Below are 18,695 nucleotides of genomic sequence, written 5' to 3'. Positions count from 1 at the left end.
AGCTAAAAAAAGGAGGTATGATCCACTCATACCTCCTTTTTAATGCCATTACGATAGGGCTTAGATTATTCTTTTCTGAATTTCCAACCTATCACTAAACTTAATAGTACCCAAATATATAGCGGCCAAGTGCCTACCGTTCGATACGGTGTCATGCCATCCGTTGAGGTTAATTCAGTGTTAAGAACCGCGGTTTCAAATTGTGGTGCTAGTTCAATTATCTTTCCTTTGTAATCGGTAACACCTGTTACGCCATTGTTGGTTGAACGAATCAGAGGCTTGCCTAGTTCTAGGGCTCGCATTCGCGCTATTTCCATATGTTGAAGAGGCCCGATAGATCGACCAAACCAAGCATCATTCGACAAGGTCAAGATAAAATCGGTCTCTTCTGTTACGTTCTGCCTAACTTGTTCATTGAAGATGATTTCATAACAGAGCGCAGGAGCTAAGTGACGCCCATTTGCCACAATATTCGGCTGTACAAAATCACCGCGACTGAACGAAGACATCGGCAAGTTGAAGAAAGGGGCTAATGGCCTTAATAGAGCTTCTAAAGGAACAAATTCGCCAAATGGTAATAGGTGGTGTTTATGGTAACGCTGATTTACATCATAGCGGTAGTCACCGTAAGGCGTGGTTCCTATTGCTAGTACGCTATTGTAATACTTTCGGTTTTCAGCTTGGTTAACCACACCTGTAATGATAGCGCTGCTGTTCATTTTGGCCGCTGAATCTAAGTTGCTTAGAAAGGATGAGACTTCAGATTCAAAAGCTGGGATTGCAGCCTCTGGCCAGATGACGATATCAGCATCCCAATTTTCACGGCTTAGATCGGTGTACTTCATGATGGTCGGCCAGCGTTGACTTGGTAACCATTTTAGCTCTTGATCGATATTACCTTGAATAAGTGCCACCGACGTTGTTTTTTCTGGGTTTGGTGTTACCCAATCGATGTTTCGAATTCCAAAACCTGATGCAAGGATCACCATTGGGATAATTGAGACTGCCCAACGTTTATGAATGATTGCATAGGCTAAGCTAGATGCAGAAATGACAATTAAAAGAGTCAGTAACTCCACACCTCCAATAGGAGCAAACGGGGCGAGGGGGCCATCAATTTGACTATAACCCAGCCAAAGCCACGGGAAGCCCGTCATTACCCAGCCTCGTAGCCAGTCGAAGACTAACCACAGAGCTGGCAGCACGAGAAAATATCGAGATCGAGATCCGCGCTGTTGAGTATGTGGGAAGAATTTGTTTAAACACCAAGCAAACAAGCCTGAGTAAATGGCTAAATAGCCGACCAGCATCGCCATGAGAAATAGGTTAGCAATGAGTGGCATTCCACCGAAGCCTGCAATGCTGACGTATACCCAACTGATGCCAGCACCAAATTGACCAATTCCCCAAGCGTAACCAATCGCTAATGCACTTTTAGGGCTGCGATTATGAATTAACAGGAAAAAAATGGCAGGGCTGAGAATGGCTAACGGCCAGATTTGATATGGAGCAAAGGCAAGTGTGGTTGTTGCGCCAACAAAAACGGCCGCAAGCGGCCGTAGTAGGCGATGAGTAAGTTTATTATTCATCTAATTATTTTCTATGTTCTCTATATAAAGAAACTAGCGTTACTCTTCGGTAGTCGGAAGAGGCTCTTCATCTGGAATTGTTACCTGCAATTGGACAACTCTTCGATTATCTGCTGCCGTTACCTTAAAGCTATAGCGACCTATTTCGACAATTTCTCCGCGTGAAGGGAGGTGTCCAAAGTTAGTCATAACCAACCCACCTACAGTATCTACTTCTTCATCGCTGAATTGAGTACCAAAAGTGTCATTGAAATCTTCAATTGTGGTTAAAGCTTTAACTGCAAAGGTATGTTTGCTCAGCTTACGGATATCAAGCTCTTCTTCTTCATCGTCGAATTCATCTTCAATTTCGCCAACGATCTCTTCTAAGATATCTTCAATGGTGACTAGGCCAGAAACACCGCCGAATTCATCGACGACAATCGACATGTGATAGCGTTCCTCTCGGAACTCTTTCAATAGTCGATCAACGCGTTTGCTTTCGGGAACAACCACCGCAGGGCGGATCACTTGTTCAATATCGAATGGTGCGCTTCCTGAACCTAAGTACTTAAGTAGGTCCTTCGCTAATAGAATGCCTTCCACATGGTCTTTGTCTTCACTGATCACTGGGTAGCGAGAGTGTTGAGCATCAGTAATCAACGCAATTAATGTATCTAAATCATCAGTGCGTTCTACTGTAACCATTTGCGAACGTGGCAACATGATGTCACGTACTCGCATTTCGGAAATTTCCATTACACCCTCAAGCATGTCGCGGGTGTCGTGGTCAATAAGGTCATTAACTTCAGAATCTCGAATAACATCTACGAGCTCTTGGCGATCTTTTGGATCACCTTGAAATATTTGACCTATGCGTTCTAAGAAGGACTTTCTACTCGGACCTTCAGACTTTTTACTTCCCTCAGAAGTGGGGGGGTTACCTTCGTTCATGATTTCTCAAAAAATAACGCTATCAGATGTGTGATAGCACACATAAAGTAGATCTAAGTTAAATACTTAATTCTACTGTTTTTCTGCGATGTACGGGTCGTCATAACCCATAGATTGCATGATTTCTGTTTCGAGACTTTCCATCTCTTCAGCTTCATCGTTCTCGATATGATCATAACCTAGCAGATGCAAGCTACCATGTACAACCATATGCGCCCAGTGTGCTAGAAGGGGCTTACTTTGCTCTTCCGCTTCTTTTTCGACAACTTGGCGGCAAATGATGAGATCACCTAAGAGATCGATTTCGATACCCGGAGGCGCTTCAAAAGGAAAAGATAACACATTCGTTGGTTTATCTTTGCCACGGTAGTCATAATTTAGCTGGTGGCTTTCTTGTTCATCCACAATACGAACCGTTAATTCAGCTTGAGGTTGAAATTGAGTGATGGTTTTGTCTAACCATCCCTGAATATCGTTCTCGCTTGGAAGGCCGCTTTCATTTTCGACCGCTAATTGTAGATCTAGTTCGATTGACATTGGTTCACCAGTAATCTTAGTGCGTAATAATGATTGAATTAGTTTGTCTGCGTATTTTGTGCAAGGGCAGATTCACGCTCTTCACGGCGGCGCTGTTCGATCAGTTTGCGCTCTTTTTGATCGTTGTTTTCCCATTTTTCATAAGCGTTAACGATACGAGCAACCACTGGATGTCGTACAACATCATCCGCTAGGAAGAAATTGAAGCTAATCTCATCGACATCACTGAGCACTTCAATGGCATGGCGTAAACCTGAACGCGCGCCACGTGGTAAGTCTATCTGGGTAACATCGCCAGTAATTACCGCTCGCGAATTAAAACCAATACGAGTTAAGAACATCTTCATCTGTTCGATAGTCGTATTTTGGCTTTCATCAAGAATGATAAAGGCATCGTTCAAAGTACGTCCGCGCATATAGGCCAGCGGTGCAACTTCAATGACGTTACGCTCAATTAATTTTTCAACACGCTCAAAACCAAGCATTTCAAACAGGGCATCGTAAAGTGGGCGAAGATATGGATCGACTTTTTGGCTTAGATCGCCCGGTAAAAATCCTAGCTTTTCTCCAGCCTCGACCGCTGGACGCGTCAGTAGAATGCGACGAACTTCTTGGCGTTCTAGTGCATCTACCGCAGCCGCAACAGCCAGGTAGGTTTTACCCGTACCAGCAGGGCCAATACCAAAGGTAATGTCGTGAGTGACCATATTGACCAAGTATTGGCCTTGGTTAGGCGTTCGTGGCTTGATGACGCCTTTCTTGGTCTTGATGAACACCTCTTTGCCGTGCTCCATGACTGAATCGGCAACGTGCTCTAATACACCAGACTCTTTGATCGCTAAGTGGATATGATCCGGTTCGATGTCGGGAGTATTACCACGGACAGGAGCGGTTTCAACATATAGCGTTTTTAAAATATCAAGTGCAGCAGAGGCTGAATATGCCTTACCAACAATACTGAAATAGTTATTTCTATGGTTGATTTCGACGCCTAAGCGACGCTCTAGCTGTTTGATATTATCGTCGAAAGGACCGCAAAGGCTGGATAAACGGCGGTTGTCAGAAGGTTCTAGATCAATTTCTAAAGTTACTATTTTATTGCTCAATGCGACCTCACATTCAGACTATCTAATAAAGCCCGAGGACGTCGGGCTTTATTGATACATTATATTGTTATTTTGAGATTATGCTTTTGCAACTAGGGTGTAAAGGTTGCAACGCCTAATTCATCTTCTTTTCGTGTTTTTTCCATCATTTCTGTTGGAGAAGTAACGCTTCGAAGATCCATCTCTTTTTCTGTACGTATCAGCTCACCGCGCAATGAGTTAGTGAAAACATCGGTAATTTTAACATCTACAAATTGACCGATTAGGTCTGCAGAACCTTCGAAGTTAACCACACGGCTGTTTTCAGTACGGCCACGAAGTTCCATAAGGTTTTTCTTCGATGGGCCTTCCACTAAAATACGCTGCTCTGTACCTAACATTAGACGAGAAAAACGCATCGCTTGAGCGTTGACCGTTTGTTGTAGTTCGTACAAACGTTCTTTCTTCTCTTGCTCTGGAGTATCACATGGATAGTCTGCCGCAGGAGTGCCTGGGCGAGGAGAGAAGACAAAGCTGAAGCTCATATCGAAGTCGATTTCTTTAATCAGCTTCATTGTGTCTTGGAAATCTTTGTCGGTTTCACCAGGGAAGCCAACAATGAAATCTGAACTGATCTGAATATCTGGACGCGCTTTACGTAGCTTACGAATAATTGATTTGTACTCAATAGCAGTATGAGGACGCTTCATCATGGTCAAAATACGATCTGAGCCGCTTTGTACTGGCAAGTGTAAGAAGCTCACAAGTTCTGGAGTATCTTTATATACTTCAATGATGTCGTCACCAAATTCTAGCGGGTGGCTAGTGGTGAAACGAATACGGTCGATGCCATCGATAGAAGCCACTAAACGTAGTAATTCAGCAAATGAACAAATATCGCCGTCAAACATAGGACCACGATAGGCGTTTACGTTCTGGCCAAGCAGGTTAACTTCACGTACGCCTTGCTCTGCTAATTGTGCAATTTCAAAAAGTACATCATCCATCGGACGACTCACTTCTTCACCACGCGTGTAAGGCACAACGCAGTAAGTGCAGTATTTTGAGCAGCCTTCCATGATAGAGACAAACGCCGTTGCGCCATCTGCTTTTGGTTCAGGAAGATTATCGAATTTTTCGATCTCAGGGAAAGAAATATCCATCACTGGTTTTTCGTTTGATAGCGATGAGCGGATCATCTCAGGTAGACGGTGCAGCGTTTGTGGGCCAAAAATCACATCAACATAAGGAGCACGTTGACGAATATGGTCGCCTTCTTGAGTCGCAACACAACCACCGACGCCAATCACAACGCCTTCTTTCTTATCTTTCAGTGTTTTCCAACGACCAAGCTGGTGGAATACTTTTTCTTGAGCTTTTTCACGGATCGAACAAGTATTAAGTAGGAGTACATCTGCTTCCTCAGGTACTTCTGTTAGCTCGTAGCCATTTGCAGCATTTAGCAGGTCAGCCATTTTTGATGAATCGTATTCGTTCATCTGGCAGCCCCAAGTTTTTATTAGCAGTTTCTTACTCATCTTTTGTTCGCTCGATCGTTAGTTTAATTTAAGGGAGCAAATCGCCCAGTATTTCTCCGCCTAGAATATGTCAGCTATAGCTGTGCTCAGGCGGCAAGCCGCGTATTGTACTGCTTTAAAAACCAACTGACTAGTAGTCGACGTAAATCTCTTCAAGCCACCATTCCACAAGGTGTTCACTGCTCAAAAAGGGCAGTTTTATCGTTAAATAGTTTCGCAATAAGGTTACGAAATCGTACAATTAAAAATAGGCGATAAATCAACATGATGAAGTGTAAAAAATGAACAAATTTGATATTGCAGTGGTGGGCGGTGGCATGGTTGGTGCTGCGATTGCACTTGGTTTTGCAAAGCAGGGTAGGAGCGTTGCTCTTATTGAAGGTGCACGTCCTAAGGGGTACGAACATGACCAACCAATGGACATTCGAGTCTCTGCAATATCTCAGACATCAGTGAATCTATTGAGCTCGTTAGGGGCATGGGAGGCTATTTCTTCAATGAGAGTGTGCCCATATCGTCGCTTGGAAACGTGGGAACACCCTGAATGCCGAACTCGCTTTAGTGCTGAAGACGTTAACTTACCCCAGCTTGGTTATATTGTTGAAAATCGTTTGATTCAACTAGGACTATGGGAACAATTTGAACAGCAACCTTCATTATCACTTTTCTGCCCGGATAAATTGAAATCAATTGAATTTGGAACTGAAGAAAATCAAATCGCTCTAGAATCAGGAATCAACCTCACTGCTAGTTGGGTTGTTGGTGCTGATGGCGCTAATTCTGTCGTTAGGCAACAAGCAAATATAGGCGTAACCGCATGGGATTATCGTCAGCACTGCATGTTAATCAATGTTGAAACGGAATACTCACAGCAAGATATTACGTGGCAACAGTTTACCCCTTCAGGGCCTCGATCATTCCTACCATTGTGTGGGAATCAAGGTTCACTCGTTTGGTATGATTCACCAAAGCGAATTAAGCAACTAATGAATATGAGCCATGTGCAATTACGTAATGAAATTGTGAGTGTTTTCCCTCGCGAGTTAGGCGATATCAAAGTGCTCCAAACCGGATCGTTTCCACTTACTCGCCGTCATGCTCAGCAATATCACAAGAATGGATGTGTTCTTGTGGGTGATTCTGCACATACGATTAACCCATTAGCGGGACAAGGCGTTAATCTTGGCTTTAAAGATGTCGCAGCATTATTAGATATAACGGCTGAACAAGATGAGCTCACGACTGACTTACTGAGAAAGTACGAGCGATGTCGCCGTGGTGATAATTTATTGATGCAAAGCGGGATGGATTTTTTCTACAAAACATTCAGCAATGATCTTATGCCTTTAAAGATGGTAAGAAATGCAGTGCTTAAAGTGGCTGAAAACTCAGGGCCAATGAAGCAGCAAGTACTGAAATATGCCTTAGGGTTGTAGCGGTTTCGGCCAATGCTGTAAGTTTAACTAACTCGAAGAGTAAATAGAGTAGAAGAGAGTCTTTAATAGGCTCTTTTTTTATTGCTGAAGAAACATATAGACAGGGGTATAGACTTAGAAAGAAGTAGGTGCAGAAATAAATAGGTATAGAAAGAAATGGGGCTGGTAGAAATAGATAAACAGCAGATAAAAGAAAACCCAACTAAAAGCTGGGTTTCTAATTTTCTCTTACAAGAAATAATGGTGCGGTCGGAGAGACTTGAACTCTCACACCTCTCGGCGCCAGAACCTAAATCTGGTGCGTCTACCAATTCCGCCACGACCGCAGCAAGTCTTTTACTCTGACTAAGAGTATAGTTAAGAAGACTTATGGTTTGTCTAAATAACGTTGTAATGGCTGGGCTACCTGGATTCGAACCAGGGAATGCTGGCATCAAAAGCCAGTGCCTTACCGCTTGGCGATAGCCCAACAGTGATATCATTTAAGATATCTAAATAATGGTGCGGTCGGAGAGACTTGAACTCTCACACCTCTCGGCGCCAGAACCTAAATCTGGTGCGTCTACCAATTCCGCCACGACCGCAGCAAATCTTTCCTCTCAACTAAGCAAATAACCTAGCGAAGAGTATATAGTTAGGAAGACTATTGGTAAGTCTAAATAACGTTGTAATGGCTGGGCTACCTGGATTCGAACCAGGGAATGCTGGCATCAAAAGCCAGTGCCTTACCGCTTGGCGATAGCCCAACAGTGATATCATTTAAGACATCAAAATAATGGTGCGGTCGGAGAGACTTGAACTCTCACACCTCTCGGCGCCAGAACCTAAATCTGGTGCGTCTACCAATTCCGCCACGACCGCAGCAAGTCTTTTACTCTGACTAAGAGTATAGTTAAGAAGACTTATGGTTTGTCTAAATAACGTTGTAATGGCTGGGCTACCTGGATTCGAACCAGGGAATGCTGGCATCAAAAGCCAGTGCCTTACCGCTTGGCGATAGCCCAACAGTGATATCATTTAAGATATCTAAATAATGGTGCGGTCGGAGAGACTTGAACTCTCACACCTCTCGGCGCCAGAACCTAAATCTGGTGCGTCTACCAATTCCGCCACGACCGCAGCAAATCTTTCCTCTCAACTAAGCAAATAACCTAGCGAAGAGTATATAGTTAGGAAGACTATTGGTAAGTCTAAATAACGTTGTAATGGCTGGGCTACCTGGATTCGAACCAGGGAATGCTGGCATCAAAAGCCAGTGCCTTACCGCTTGGCGATAGCCCAACAGTGATATCATTTAAGACATCAAAATAATGGTGCGGTCGGAGAGACTTGAACTCTCACACCTCTCGGCGCCAGAACCTAAATCTGGTGCGTCTACCAATTCCGCCACGACCGCAGCAAGTCTTTTACTCTGACTAAGAGTATAGTTAAGAAGACTTATGGTTTGTCTAAATAACGTTGTAATGGCTGGGCTACCTGGATTCGAACCAGGGAATGCTGGCATCAAAAGCCAGTGCCTTACCGCTTGGCGATAGCCCAACAGTGATATCATTTAAGACATCTAAATAATGGTGCGGTCGGAGAGACTTGAACTCTCACACCTCTCGGCGCCAGAACCTAAATCTGGTGCGTCTACCAATTCCGCCACGACCGCAGCAAATCTTTATAGTTATATTAACATTGGTGGTTCAATATAACGTTGTGCTCTTGGTTTTCTATTTAGCTTAAAAACAAGCTAAGTAATAAACAAAGAGTTTAAAATGGTGGCTACTGCGGGATTTGAACCTGCGACCCCATCATTATGAGTGATGTGCTCTAACCAACTGAGCTAAGTAGCCATATTTTCTAAGCGAGACAATATAATACAATCTTATCTCTAGTTCTACCCAGTTTAAGAAAAAATCTAAAACTCAATAAAACAAATGATGGCTGGGCTACCTGGATTCGAACCAGGGAATGCTGGCATCAAAAGCCAGTGCCTTACCGCTTGGCGATAGCCCAACAATGATATCATTTAAGATATCTAAATAATGGTGCGGTCGGAGAGACTTGAACTCTCACACCTCTCGGCGCCAGAACCTAAATCTGGTGCGTCTACCAATTCCGCCACGACCGCAGCAAATCTTTATAGTTATATCGACATTGGTTATTCAATATAACGTTGTAATTCTTTAAATGAAAAATGGTGGCTACTGCGGGATTCGAACCTGCGACCCCATCATTATGAGTGATGTGCTCTAACCAACTGAGCTAAGTAGCCATTTCCAATTTTTCTGCTCTCGTTGAATCGTTGCCTTATCGCTGAGAACGGGGCGCATTATGCGTAGTTGAGCTAAACCCGTCAATAGTTTTTTTGAATAAATACGTTTTAAAGGACTGTTCGCCCTTTTTTTAAACAAAGAGACGTATTTGTGATCAAAAACCACCAACAAAAACGGATCTAAACTCTAAATTAACGGTTTTCTTTTCAATAGAAAAAGAGATAAAAAAAAGCCAACGCGAACGTTGGCTTCTTATCATTAATCAATTTGACGATAATTCGTACATTACAATTTATACGTTGAAACGGAAATGAACCACATCGCCATCTTTAACGATGTAATCTTTGCCTTCTAAGCGCCATTTACCCGCTTCTTTAGCTCCGCTCTCACCGTTAAATTCGATAAAGTTGTCATAACCGACAACTTCAGCTCGAATGAAACCTTTCTCAAAGTCAGTGTGGATCTTACCTGCAGCTTGTGGTGCTGTTGCGCCAACAGGGATAGTCCATGCGCGAACTTCTTTAACACCAGCAGTGAAATAGGTTTGCAGTGTTAGAAGTTCGTAGCCAGAACGAATTACGCGGTTAAGACCCGGTTCTTCGATTCCCATATCCGCTAGAAACTCTTCACGATCTTCGTCATCTAATTCAGAAAGCTCAGATTCAATAGCAGCGCACACTGGAACTACTACGTTGTTTTCTTTTGCTGCGAATTCACGCACAAGATCCAGGTATGGATTATTCTCAAAACCGTCTTCACTTACGTTTGCGATGTACATCGTAGGCTTAAGTGTTAGGAAGTTTAGGTAATCAATGGCGATAAGTTCTTCTTTTGTTAGCTCGATGGTACGAGCCATGCCGCCTTCCGTTAGTACTGGAAGTAGCTTCTCAAGAACCGTGATTTCGAATTTCGCATCTTTATCACCACCTTTTGCTTTTTTAGCATTACGCTGTAAAGCACGTTCACAGCTATCCAAATCGGCAAGAGCAAGCTCTAGGTTGATGATTTCGATATCTTCAAGAGGTGAGATTTTACCTGCAACGTGAATGATGTTTTCATTTTCAAAACAACGTACCACGTGGCCAATTGCATCTGTTTCACGGATGTTAGCTAGGAATTTGTTACCTAAACCTTCACCTTTTGAAGCACCAGCAACCAAACCTGCAATATCAACAAATTCCATTGTTGTTGGTAAGATGCGTTCTGGGTTTACAATTTTCGCCAGAGCGTCTAAACGAAGATCTGGAACTGGAACAACACCAGTGTTTGGTTCAATAGTACAGAACGGAAAGTTTGCCGCTTCAATACCAGCTTTAGTAAGCGCGTTGAACAGAGTTGATTTACCTACATTTGGTAGACCAACGATGCCACATTTAAAACCCATGATAATAACCTTATTCAGCTTTGAACGTATGTAAGCGATTTTGTGCTTTGGTCAGGCCATCTTTTAATAAGATGTCGAGGCTGCGTACTGATTCATCCACTACGGCCTCTATACACTCCTGCTCTTTAGCGGGAGCTTTGCCTAACACATAACCTGCAACTTTATCTTTATGCCCAGGATGGCCAATGCCGAGCCTGAGACGATAGAATTCTTTATTATTCCCTTGCTTACTGATGATGTCTTTCAGGCCATTATGACCGCCATGACCACCACCTTTTTTAAATTTTCCTACGCCAGGAGGTAAGTCTAGCTCATCATGAGCGACCATTATTTCTTCCGGCTTAATTTGGTAGAACTTCGCCAGTGCGGCAACGGATTTACCAGATAAATTCATAAAAGTGGTTGGGATCAGTAAGCGAAGATCTTCGCCATGCACCATGATGCGACCCGTTAATCCAAAGAATTTAGCTTCATTCTTTAGAGTGACGTTATGTACACGTGCTAACTCTTCTACTACCCAAGCACCCGCATTATGGCGAGTTTTGGCATACTCAGGACCAGGATTCGCTAGTCCGACGAGAAGTTTTATTTGTTGGCTCAAGGTTAGGATCTCTCAGGAATTTCAAAAAGCGCCGTATAGTAGCATAGAAAATGCTTAAGGGGCGAGAGTCACAAAACCCTCGCATATATAAAAAAACCACCTCATGTTTGAGGTGGTTTTTATATTCATTAAACCAAAGAAGGATTAATTGCTAAACATCGCAGAGATTGACTCTTCGTTGCTGATACGACGAATCGCTTCAGCTAGCATGCGAGAAAGGCTAAGTGTGGTTACTTTGCCTGTAGCTTCCATCTCTTTAGTCATTGTGATTGAGTCAGTTACGATAACTTGATCAAGCACAGAGTTGCCGATGTTGTCTGCGGCACTGCCTGAGAATACAGCGTGAGTCGCATAAGCAAATACGCGCTTCGCTCCACGTGCTTTCAGTGCTTCTGCTGCTTTACATAATGTACCGCCAGTATCAATCATGTCGTCAACGATGACACAATCGCGACCTTCAACATCACCGATAAGGTTCATTACTTCTGAAACATTTGCGCGTGGACGACGTTTGTCAACAATCGCAATATCGATATCACCTAGGGCTTTCGCAGTTGCACGAGCACGAACAACGCCACCAAGGTCAGGAGAAACCACTACTGGGTTTTCTAGACCACGGTTTGCCATGTCTTCAAGTAAAACTGGAGTACCGAAAATGTTATCAACAGGTACATCGAAGAAGCCTTGAATTTGCTCTGCGTGTAGGTCGATAGTTAGAACGCGGTCAACACCAACGTTAGAAAGGAAGTCTGCAACAACTTTTGCAGTAATTGGTACACGAGCAGAACGTACGCGACGATCTTGACGGGCATAACCAAAGTATGGGATTACAGCAGTAATACGGCCAGCTGAAGCGCGGCGCATTGCGTCAATCATTACCACCAACTCCATTAAGTTGTCGTTGGTTGGTGCACAAGTTGATTGAATGATGAATACATCGCTACCACGAACATTTTCATTAATTTGAACAGCGACTTCGCCATCAGAAAAACGTTCAACAGTAGCATCTCCTAGAGAGATGTATAGACGATCAGCAATACGTTGGGCTAGTTCAGGTGTTGCGTTACCAGCAAATAGCTTCATATCAGGCACGGTGGAAACCTCGGTTGCGTCCAGTTTTAAATAGATTGGGTTTGGGCTGATTCATATTCAGCCAGTGTCTCTTTTAAAGGTGAAGTGTTTCGACCTTTTGCAATGAATGCAGAGACAGTGTCAGGAAGTTTTTCTAGAACAGTTTCAGCGTTTTGTTTGCTATCAAACTCAGCAAATACGCAGGACCCAGTTCCTGTCAATCTCGACGGCGCGTATTGTAACAGCCAAGAAAGTTGCTTATCAACCTCTGGGTACAGCATTCGAACAATTTTTTCGCAATCGTTTTCGTATTTTTCGCTTAGAAGCGTTGTCAAGGCTCGCTTTGGCGTATTTCTAATTAATTTTTCGTGCGTGAATATGTCTACCGTTGCAATGCTAACTTGGGGCTTGATCACTAAATACCATTTTTCTTCTGGTTCCGCTTTTACCAGTTTTTCGCCTACACCTTCTGCAAAAGCAGCATAGCCATGAACAAATACAGGTACATCTGCGCCCAATTTCAAACCTATCTCTGCAAGTTGTTCATCAGATAGGTCTAAATCCCAAAGATAATTGAGGGCAACTAAGACGGTTGCAGCATTTGAAGAACCACCACCGATTCCGCCTCCCATAGGAAGGATTTTATTTAAAATAATGTCAGCCCCAAGCGAGCACGAAGCATACTCTTGTAGTGCTGTAGCGGCTTTCCAAATTAGATTATCTTGTGTCGCCACCCCTTTTATTTCTGGGGTAATGGTAATTTGAGCTGAGTTATTTGCAGTAATTAATAGGTCATCACCAAAATCGACAAATTGAAATAGGGTTTGCAATTCATGGTAACCATTGTCTCTACGACCTGTTATATAGAGAAAGAGGTTTAATTTGGCAGGGGATGGCCAAGAGGTTTGTTCGGTTATCATTCCGTAATTTTCCATTTAGACACAACAATATTGATGGTGGTATCGGCTTGCGTAAATTTTAATTTTGACGGTAAAGGAAGCGGATTTACATCGGAATTTTCCGCTAAGTTGGTAGTCTCTTTGTAAGCTTGATATTCGAGTTGCCATTGACGAAGGCCCACTTTTTTATTTAAAGAGGCTAGTGTGTTGGTTTCATTTAACTGAAACTGGTCAGCTCCCGTAGGTAAGCCAAGTAACCATAGTGGCATATGATCGATTGGGATCATCAACCCTGTAAGGTTATAAACCAATTGTGTGGCACTCTCTCCAGTAAAGGTTTCGTCGTCGTAAGTGACTACTTTTGCCCCTTGAGGGGTGATCGTCAAATTGAGTGCTGTTTGCCCCAGAAATGTGGTTAATCGTAGATGGCTAAGCTTCTCTGAGTGTTTCCACTGAAAATTCAGACTTTGTCTCTGCTGTGGAGATATATAGGCGAGTTTACCCGTGATGTTGTAACTGGTTATCTGTTCTAGCTTCGATTGATGAGATTGCCACTCAACGCTGGTGACTGTTTCTGGAATGCTGGAACACCCAAAAAGAAGAAGACTTGCAAAAAATAGGCTAAGGACTTGGCGAAATTTGATCATGTTTGCTCACAACTTGCTCAAAAATGGGAAGAAAGCAGGGCAACTATAGCATTGAACTCACGAACTCAGTAAAACAAATCCTCCTTGCCCTTTAAATAGATCCCTCCATCAAGTAAAATTCGCCACTTATTTATATATCTTGATCAGAGAACCTTCAATTCATGTCCTTGCTTGCTATTGGTATTAATCACAATACAGCCTCGGTAGATTTGCGAGAAAAAGTCGCATTTGGCCCCGACAAACTGACGGAAGCGTTAAAGCAGCTAGGTGCAAATGAGAATGTAAACGGAAGTGTTATCATTTCCACTTGTAATCGAACTGAAATTTATTGCGATATAAAAGCCGCAACAAAGAATAAGCTTATTGATTGGCTTTCTAACTTTCATGATATTAGCCCTGAAGAACTAAAACCAAGTTTATACATTTACGAAGAGCAAGCGGCGATTAAGCACTTGATGCGGGTATCGTGTGGATTAGACTCTTTAGTACTAGGTGAGCCGCAGATCCTTGGTCAAGTTAAGCAGGCTTTTTCTGATTCGAGAGAATTAAAAGCCGTTGATGCTTCAATGGAAAAATTGTTCCAAAAATCTTTCTCTGTTGCGAAACGAGTTCGGACAGAAACGGAAATTGGCGGAAGTGCTGTTTCTGTGGCTTATGCTGCTTGTACTTTAGCTAAGCAAATTTTTGAATCATTGGCTGACTCTACAGTATTACTGGTTGGTGCCGGTGAAACTATTGAACTTGTCGCGAAACATTTAGCGAGTAATGGCTGTACCAATATGATTGTTGCTAACCGTACTCGTGAACGAGCGTTAAGTTTAGCGGAAGAGTTCGGTGCGGAAATTATTGGACTGCCAGATATTCCTGATTATTTGCCACGAGCCGATATTGTGATTAGTTCTACCGCGAGTCCTTTACCTATCATAGGGAAGGGGATGGTAGAAACGGCACTCAAAGCTCGCAAGCATCAGCCAATATTATTAGTTGATATTGCCGTTCCTCGTGATGTAGAAGCGCAGGTCGGGGATTTAAATGATGCCTATCTTTATACGGTTGATGATTTACAATCCATTGTTGAAAGTAATCTTGAACAGCGAAAAGTGGAAGCTATCCAAGCAGAAGCTATTGTTAGTGAAGAAAGCGCGATATTCATGACGTGGATGCGCTCGTTGCAAGCCGTCGATAGCATTCGAGATTTTCGGAAGTCGGCGAATGAGATTCGAGAAGAGCTTTTAAATAAAAGTTTGCAGTCTCTTGAGGCTGGAAATGATCCACAGAAAGTATTACTAGAACTTAGTAATAAGTTAACGAACAAATTGATCCATGCTCCCACTCGCGCGTTACAAAGTGCAGCCGAGCAAGGTGAACCAGCAAAATTAACAGTCATTAGACAAAGTCTGGGTCTTGATGACCCTAGCTAAGACTCATAAGAAGTAAGAGAAGTATGAAATCCTCGATTCTAGTAAAGCTTGAAAGCCTAGTTGAACGCTATGAAGAAGTTCAGCATCTACTTGGTGACCCTGATGTTCTCGGTGACCAAAACAAATTCCGTGCTTTGTCGAAAGAGTACTCCCAGCTAGAAGAAGTGACTCAGTGCTTCCAAGCTTACCAGCAAGCACAAGAAGATCTTGTGGCAGCTGAAGAGATGGCCAATGAAGATGATGCAGAAATGCGTGAAATGGCTCAGGAAGAGATCAAAGAAGCAAAAGCGGCTATTGAAAAATTGACCGATGAACTGCAAATTTTGTTGCTACCGAAAGATCCAAACGATGAGCGCAACTGTTTCTTAGAAATCCGCGCCGGTGCGGGTGGCGATGAAGCGGGTATCTTTGCGGGTAACTTATTCCGTATGTACTCAAAGTTTGCTGAGAAGAAGGGCTGGCGCGTAGAAGTGATGAGCTGCAATGTGTCTGAGCAGGGCGGTTACAAAGAGATGATCGCTAAAGTAAGCGGTGATGGCGTGTTCGGTACTATGAAGTTTGAATCTGGTGGTCACCGTGTTCAACGTGTACCAGAAACTGAATCTCAAGGTCGTGTACACACTTCTGCATGTACCGTTGCTGTAATGGCTGAAGTACCAGAAGCGGATTTACCAGAGATTAAATCAAGCGATCTGAAAATTGATACTTTCCGCTCTTCGGGTGCGGGTGGTCAGCACGTTAACACGACAGATTCTGCTATTCGTATTACCCACCTTCCAACGGGTACGGTTGTTGAGTGCCAAGATGAGCGTTCACAACATAAAAACAAAGCCAAAGCGATGGCTGTTCTTGCGGCTCGTATTATCCAAGCTGAAGAAGCTCGTCGTGCTGCGGTAGTCTCTGATACTCGTCGTAACCTACTTGGTTCAGGCGATCGTAGTGACCGTATTCGTACTTATAACTACCCACAAGGTCGTGTTTCAGATCACCGTATTAACCTGACACTTTACCGTCTATCAGAAACGATGGAAGGCGATCTGCAAAGCTTGGTTGACCCTGTAATGGCTGAGCACCAAGCTGACCAACTTGCAGCATTAGCTGATAACCATTAATTGTTGGTGACGCAGAATTAATGAACGCTAACCGCACAATCGAACATGTGCTTAAAGCTACCATTAGCCAGTTTCAAGAGAGCGGCAGTGAATCGCCCTCTCTTGATGCGGCAGTGTTACTTTGCCATGCACTCGATAAACCTCGCTCATATTTACTGACTTGGCCTGAAAAAACGCTAACCAATGAACAGTGGATTGATTTCAATCGTATTGTTGAAAGGCGACTAAAAGGCGAGCCTGTTGCCTATATTGTCGGGGAGAGGGAGTTCTGGTCTCTGCCATTAAAGGTATCACCTTCCACTTTAATCCCAAGACCTGATACCGAAAGATTAGTTGAAGTCGCTCTGGATAAAACCTTCGAACAGCAAGGTGCCATTCTCGATTTAGGAACCGGTACAGGGGCGATAGCATTAGCTTTAGCGTCAGAGCTACCTAATCGACAAGTCATCGGAGTCGATCTCCGTCCTGAAGCGCAACAGCTTGCGACTCATAATGGGCAACAACTTAATCTTTTAAATGCGACTTTTCGCCATGGCAGTTGGTTTGAACCGATTGATAACGGCATGAAGTTTGCTTTAATTGTTTCGAACCCGCCCTACATTGAAGAAAATGATCCGCACTTAACTCAAGGTGATGTTCGCTTTGAACCCATAACAGCACTTGTTGCTGAAGATGAAGGTTTGGCTGATATTCGGTTTATATCCACCCATGCTATTGATTATATGGAAAAAGACGCATGGTTGGTTTTTGAGCATGGTTACGATCAAGGGCAAGCGGTTCGGAAAATAATGACTGATCTTGGCTATTGTGATGTCACAACAGAACAAGATTACGGTGGCAATGATAGAGTGACTTTAGGTCGTAATATTAAATAGCCCCAAGAACGACAATTTTTGCCGCTGAGCAAATATTGTCATAAGAGCCAACAATAAGAGAGATAATATGTACGAAGCTCTAAAACACTTTCACCTTCTGACGATTGGTATTAGTGCCGTTTTACTTTCCGTTCGCTACTTTTTGATGATGGCGAACTCTCCAATACTTGAGCATGGTTTTCTAAAACGTTTTCCTCATATCAATGACTCTCTGCTCCTGCTCTCTGGCTTTGCACTGATTGCAATTACAGGCTTTATCCCTTTCACACCTGAAGCGCCTTGGTTAACTGAAAAATTAACCTGCGTTATGATCTATATCGCGTTGGGATTTTTTGCACTACGATTAGGCCGTAATAAATTGCTGCGTTCATTCTCATTTTTTGGTGCTCTAGGCTGGCTAGCAATGGCAGGAAAGATTGCGATGACGAAAACGCCAACTATCTTTGGGTAATAAAGTATGCTTAATTTATTTGATGAAGATTTCGATAATATGGAATTGGTTGAAGGTGCTTTAGTTTTAAATAAAGCGGTAAATCCTGAAACTCAGGTTAATTGGGCTGAAGAAGAACTAGAGCGCTTGGTTAAAGAGGCCAAAAACTGTCTGAATCATGAAGTCAGTGATAAGCAGAACTTTGAATCCTTTCTGAATGTTTTCTACTCTGATTGGGGCTTTAGCGGTGATAGAGAGGCGTATTTCTCTTCCGAAAATGCGTTTATCGATAAAGTGCTTGAGCGTCGCAAGGGTGTACCTGTTAGTCTAGGTTCTTTGCTACTCTTTTTTGGGCGAAAGTTGGGTTTCCCTATCGAAGGCGTCACTTTTCCAACTCAGTTTTTAATTAAAGTCACATGGCCTGAAGAGACCCCCGTTTATCTTAATCCGTATAATGGTGAATTCGTTGCACAGCATACACTTAAAGCGTGGCTGATTGGGCATGATGGCCCTTTAGCTAATTTAGAGCCTGAACATTTCAATACAGCAGACAACCCAACCGTCATTGGACGTTGGCTTGCATTGTTAAAGAGTGCTTTGTTGCGTGAAGAGCGCTATACATTAGCATTAAGGTGCACGGATCTTGCGCTAAGCTTTGTTCCAGATGACCCATATGAGATTCGCGATCGTGGATTTATTTATCAGCAGTTAGATTGCCATCAGATAGCGGTATCCGATTACCAATACTTTATTGATCAGTGCCCTGATGATCCTGCGTCTGAGTTACTAAAGACTCAAGTTAATGCATTAAGTGAAAGTTCAATTACCATTCATTAGACATGAATGTTAACTACCTAATAATTTTGAGAGAAGATA

At 43.1% G+C, this 18,695-nt stretch carries 16 protein-coding genes and 15 tRNA genes; 6 read left to right on the top strand and 25 right to left on the bottom strand.

Features of this window, described 5'->3' with window-relative positions; genetic code table 11:
* Positions 1-65 precede the first annotated feature (65 nt).
* From lnt to miaB, 5 genes are all read right to left on the bottom strand, one after another.
* Positions 66-1,589 carry an apolipoprotein N-acyltransferase gene (gene lnt / locus OCV39_RS10945; protein ID WP_113796457.1) on the bottom strand — a complete coding sequence of 508 codons (1,524 nt, stop codon included), beginning with the start codon at positions 1,587-1,589 and terminating at the stop codon, positions 66-68.
* Between the two features lie 39 nt (positions 1,590-1,628).
* Positions 1,629-2,522 (bottom strand): CNNM family magnesium/cobalt transport protein CorC, encoded by an 894-nt coding sequence (corC, locus tag OCV39_RS10940; protein ID WP_017051695.1) that lies wholly within the window; start codon positions 2,520-2,522, stop codon positions 1,629-1,631.
* A 72-nt stretch (positions 2,523-2,594) separates the two neighbouring features.
* Positions 2,595-3,059 carry an rRNA maturation RNase YbeY gene (gene ybeY, locus OCV39_RS10935; RefSeq protein ID WP_261888455.1) on the bottom strand — a complete coding sequence of 155 codons (465 nt, stop codon included), beginning with the start codon at positions 3,057-3,059 and terminating at the stop codon, positions 2,595-2,597.
* Positions 3,060-3,097: 38 nt separating this feature from the next.
* On the bottom strand, positions 3,098-4,165 hold the full coding sequence (locus OCV39_RS10930) for a PhoH family protein (RefSeq protein ID WP_017051693.1): 1,068 nt from the start codon (positions 4,163-4,165) through the stop codon (positions 3,098-3,100).
* Positions 4,166-4,257: 92 nt separating this feature from the next.
* A complete protein-coding gene (gene miaB, locus OCV39_RS10925) occupies positions 4,258-5,682 on the bottom strand; it encodes a tRNA (N6-isopentenyl adenosine(37)-C2)-methylthiotransferase MiaB (protein WP_029203265.1) in 1,425 nt (474 codons plus the stop codon).
* A gap of 281 nt (positions 5,683-5,963) precedes the next feature.
* Between miaB and OCV39_RS10920 the strand changes: the two genes are divergently transcribed.
* A complete protein-coding gene (locus OCV39_RS10920) occupies positions 5,964-7,118 on the top strand; it encodes a 2-octaprenyl-3-methyl-6-methoxy-1,4-benzoquinol hydroxylase (protein WP_261888454.1) in 1,155 nt (384 codons plus the stop codon).
* Positions 7,119-7,359: 241 nt separating this feature from the next.
* Here the strand turns inward: OCV39_RS10920 and OCV39_RS10915 are convergent.
* From OCV39_RS10915 to lolB, 20 genes are all read right to left on the bottom strand, one after another.
* Positions 7,360-7,444 (bottom strand) — tRNA-Leu (locus OCV39_RS10915).
* A 68-nt stretch (positions 7,445-7,512) separates the two neighbouring features.
* A tRNA-Gln gene (locus OCV39_RS10910) sits at positions 7,513-7,587 on the bottom strand.
* Between the two features lie 30 nt (positions 7,588-7,617).
* A tRNA-Leu gene (locus OCV39_RS10905) sits at positions 7,618-7,702 on the bottom strand.
* Positions 7,703-7,789: 87 nt separating this feature from the next.
* Positions 7,790-7,864, bottom strand: a tRNA-Gln gene (locus tag OCV39_RS10900).
* Between the two features lie 30 nt (positions 7,865-7,894).
* A tRNA-Leu gene (locus OCV39_RS10895) sits at positions 7,895-7,979 on the bottom strand.
* Between the two features lie 68 nt (positions 7,980-8,047).
* Positions 8,048-8,122 (bottom strand) — tRNA-Gln (locus tag OCV39_RS10890).
* 30 nt (positions 8,123-8,152) lie between these two features.
* Positions 8,153-8,237: transfer RNA gene (locus tag OCV39_RS10885), tRNA-Leu, on the bottom strand.
* 87 nt (positions 8,238-8,324) lie between these two features.
* Positions 8,325-8,399, bottom strand: a tRNA-Gln gene (locus OCV39_RS10880).
* Positions 8,400-8,429: 30 nt separating this feature from the next.
* Positions 8,430-8,514 (bottom strand) — tRNA-Leu (locus OCV39_RS10875).
* Between the two features lie 68 nt (positions 8,515-8,582).
* Positions 8,583-8,657 (bottom strand) — tRNA-Gln (locus tag OCV39_RS10870).
* Positions 8,658-8,687: 30 nt separating this feature from the next.
* Positions 8,688-8,772, bottom strand: a tRNA-Leu gene (locus OCV39_RS10865).
* Between the two features lie 107 nt (positions 8,773-8,879).
* Positions 8,880-8,956 (bottom strand) — tRNA-Met (locus OCV39_RS10860).
* A gap of 88 nt (positions 8,957-9,044) precedes the next feature.
* A tRNA-Gln gene (locus OCV39_RS10855) sits at positions 9,045-9,119 on the bottom strand.
* A 30-nt stretch (positions 9,120-9,149) separates the two neighbouring features.
* Positions 9,150-9,234 (bottom strand) — tRNA-Leu (locus OCV39_RS10850).
* A gap of 67 nt (positions 9,235-9,301) precedes the next feature.
* Positions 9,302-9,378 (bottom strand) — tRNA-Met (locus OCV39_RS10845).
* Between the two features lie 293 nt (positions 9,379-9,671).
* Positions 9,672-10,763, bottom strand: a complete 1,092-nt coding sequence (gene ychF / locus OCV39_RS10840) for a redox-regulated ATPase YchF (RefSeq protein ID WP_017054208.1) — start codon at positions 10,761-10,763, stop codon at positions 9,672-9,674.
* 10 nt (positions 10,764-10,773) lie between these two features.
* Positions 10,774-11,364 carry an aminoacyl-tRNA hydrolase gene (pth, locus tag OCV39_RS10835; protein WP_017054209.1) on the bottom strand — a complete coding sequence of 197 codons (591 nt, stop codon included), beginning with the start codon at positions 11,362-11,364 and terminating at the stop codon, positions 10,774-10,776.
* Positions 11,365-11,508: 144 nt separating this feature from the next.
* On the bottom strand, positions 11,509-12,456 hold the full coding sequence (locus tag OCV39_RS10830) for a ribose-phosphate pyrophosphokinase (RefSeq protein WP_017054210.1): 948 nt from the start codon (positions 12,454-12,456) through the stop codon (positions 11,509-11,511).
* A gap of 26 nt (positions 12,457-12,482) precedes the next feature.
* Positions 12,483-13,355: a 4-(cytidine 5'-diphospho)-2-C-methyl-D-erythritol kinase gene (ispE, locus tag OCV39_RS10825; protein WP_136994474.1), complete on the bottom strand. Its 873-nt coding sequence runs from the start codon at positions 13,353-13,355 to the stop codon at positions 12,483-12,485.
* Entirely contained in the window at positions 13,352-13,981 is a 630-nt protein-coding gene (gene lolB, locus OCV39_RS10820) for a lipoprotein insertase outer membrane protein LolB (protein WP_261888453.1), read from the bottom strand. The genes ispE and lolB overlap by 4 nt, the downstream gene beginning before the upstream one ends.
* 161 nt (positions 13,982-14,142) lie before the next feature.
* Between lolB and hemA the strand changes: the two genes are divergently transcribed.
* The 5 genes from hemA to OCV39_RS10795 all read left to right on the top strand — a co-directional run bounded on the left by hemA (position 14,143) and on the right by OCV39_RS10795 (position 18,656).
* The gene (gene hemA / locus OCV39_RS10815) at positions 14,143-15,402 is read left to right on the top strand and encodes a glutamyl-tRNA reductase (RefSeq protein ID WP_261888452.1); all 1,260 of its coding nucleotides are present in this window, start codon (positions 14,143-14,145) and stop codon (positions 15,400-15,402) included.
* A gap of 23 nt (positions 15,403-15,425) precedes the next feature.
* Entirely contained in the window at positions 15,426-16,514 is a 1,089-nt protein-coding gene (gene prfA, locus OCV39_RS10810) for a peptide chain release factor 1 (RefSeq protein ID WP_017054214.1), read from the top strand.
* 20 nt (positions 16,515-16,534) lie between these two features.
* Positions 16,535-17,389 carry a peptide chain release factor N(5)-glutamine methyltransferase gene (prmC, locus tag OCV39_RS10805; RefSeq protein ID WP_261888451.1) on the top strand — a complete coding sequence of 285 codons (855 nt, stop codon included), beginning with the start codon at positions 16,535-16,537 and terminating at the stop codon, positions 17,387-17,389.
* Positions 17,390-17,456: 67 nt separating this feature from the next.
* Positions 17,457-17,840 (top strand): SirB2 family protein, encoded by a 384-nt coding sequence (locus OCV39_RS10800; RefSeq protein ID WP_017054216.1) that lies wholly within the window; start codon positions 17,457-17,459, stop codon positions 17,838-17,840.
* 6 nt (positions 17,841-17,846) lie between these two features.
* The gene (locus OCV39_RS10795) at positions 17,847-18,656 is read left to right on the top strand and encodes a SirB1 family protein (RefSeq protein WP_113795370.1); all 810 of its coding nucleotides are present in this window, start codon (positions 17,847-17,849) and stop codon (positions 18,654-18,656) included.
* The last annotated feature ends 39 nt before the right edge of the window (positions 18,657-18,695 follow it).

The sequence above is a fragment of the Vibrio cortegadensis genome, assembly GCF_024347395.1.
Taxonomy (GTDB): domain Bacteria; phylum Pseudomonadota; class Gammaproteobacteria; order Enterobacterales; family Vibrionaceae; genus Vibrio; species Vibrio cortegadensis.
This window is presented reverse-complemented; position numbering and strand designations above follow the sequence as displayed.

What these genes read in the sequence shown, in the direction of transcription:
- lnt (WP_113796457.1), bottom strand. Translation starts at nt 1,589, where the DNA reads ATGAATAATAAACTTACTCATCGCCTACTACGGCCGCTTGCGGCCGTT.
- corC (WP_017051695.1), bottom strand. Translation starts at nt 2,522, where the DNA reads ATGAACGAAGGTAACCCCCCCACTTCTGAGGGAAGTAAAAAGTCTGAA.
- ybeY (WP_261888455.1), bottom strand. Translation starts at nt 3,059, where the DNA reads ATGTCAATCGAACTAGATCTACAATTAGCGGTCGAAAATGAAAGCGGC.
- miaB (WP_029203265.1), bottom strand. Translation starts at nt 5,682, where the DNA reads ATGAGTAAGAAACTGCTAATAAAAACTTGGGGCTGCCAGATGAACGAA.
- OCV39_RS10920 (WP_261888454.1), top strand. Translation starts at nt 5,964, where the DNA reads ATGAACAAATTTGATATTGCAGTGGTGGGCGGTGGCATGGTTGGTGCT.
- ychF (WP_017054208.1), bottom strand. Translation starts at nt 10,763, where the DNA reads ATGGGTTTTAAATGTGGCATCGTTGGTCTACCAAATGTAGGTAAATCA.
- ispE (WP_136994474.1), bottom strand. Translation starts at nt 13,355, where the DNA reads ATGATAACCGAACAAACCTCTTGGCCATCCCCTGCCAAATTAAACCTC.
- lolB (WP_261888453.1), bottom strand. Translation starts at nt 13,981, where the DNA reads ATGATCAAATTTCGCCAAGTCCTTAGCCTATTTTTTGCAAGTCTTCTT.
- hemA (WP_261888452.1), top strand. Translation starts at nt 14,143, where the DNA reads ATGTCCTTGCTTGCTATTGGTATTAATCACAATACAGCCTCGGTAGAT.
- prfA (WP_017054214.1), top strand. Translation starts at nt 15,426, where the DNA reads ATGAAATCCTCGATTCTAGTAAAGCTTGAAAGCCTAGTTGAACGCTAT.
- prmC (WP_261888451.1), top strand. Translation starts at nt 16,535, where the DNA reads ATGAACGCTAACCGCACAATCGAACATGTGCTTAAAGCTACCATTAGC.
- OCV39_RS10800 (WP_017054216.1), top strand. Translation starts at nt 17,457, where the DNA reads ATGTACGAAGCTCTAAAACACTTTCACCTTCTGACGATTGGTATTAGT.
- OCV39_RS10795 (WP_113795370.1), top strand. Translation starts at nt 17,847, where the DNA reads ATGCTTAATTTATTTGATGAAGATTTCGATAATATGGAATTGGTTGAA.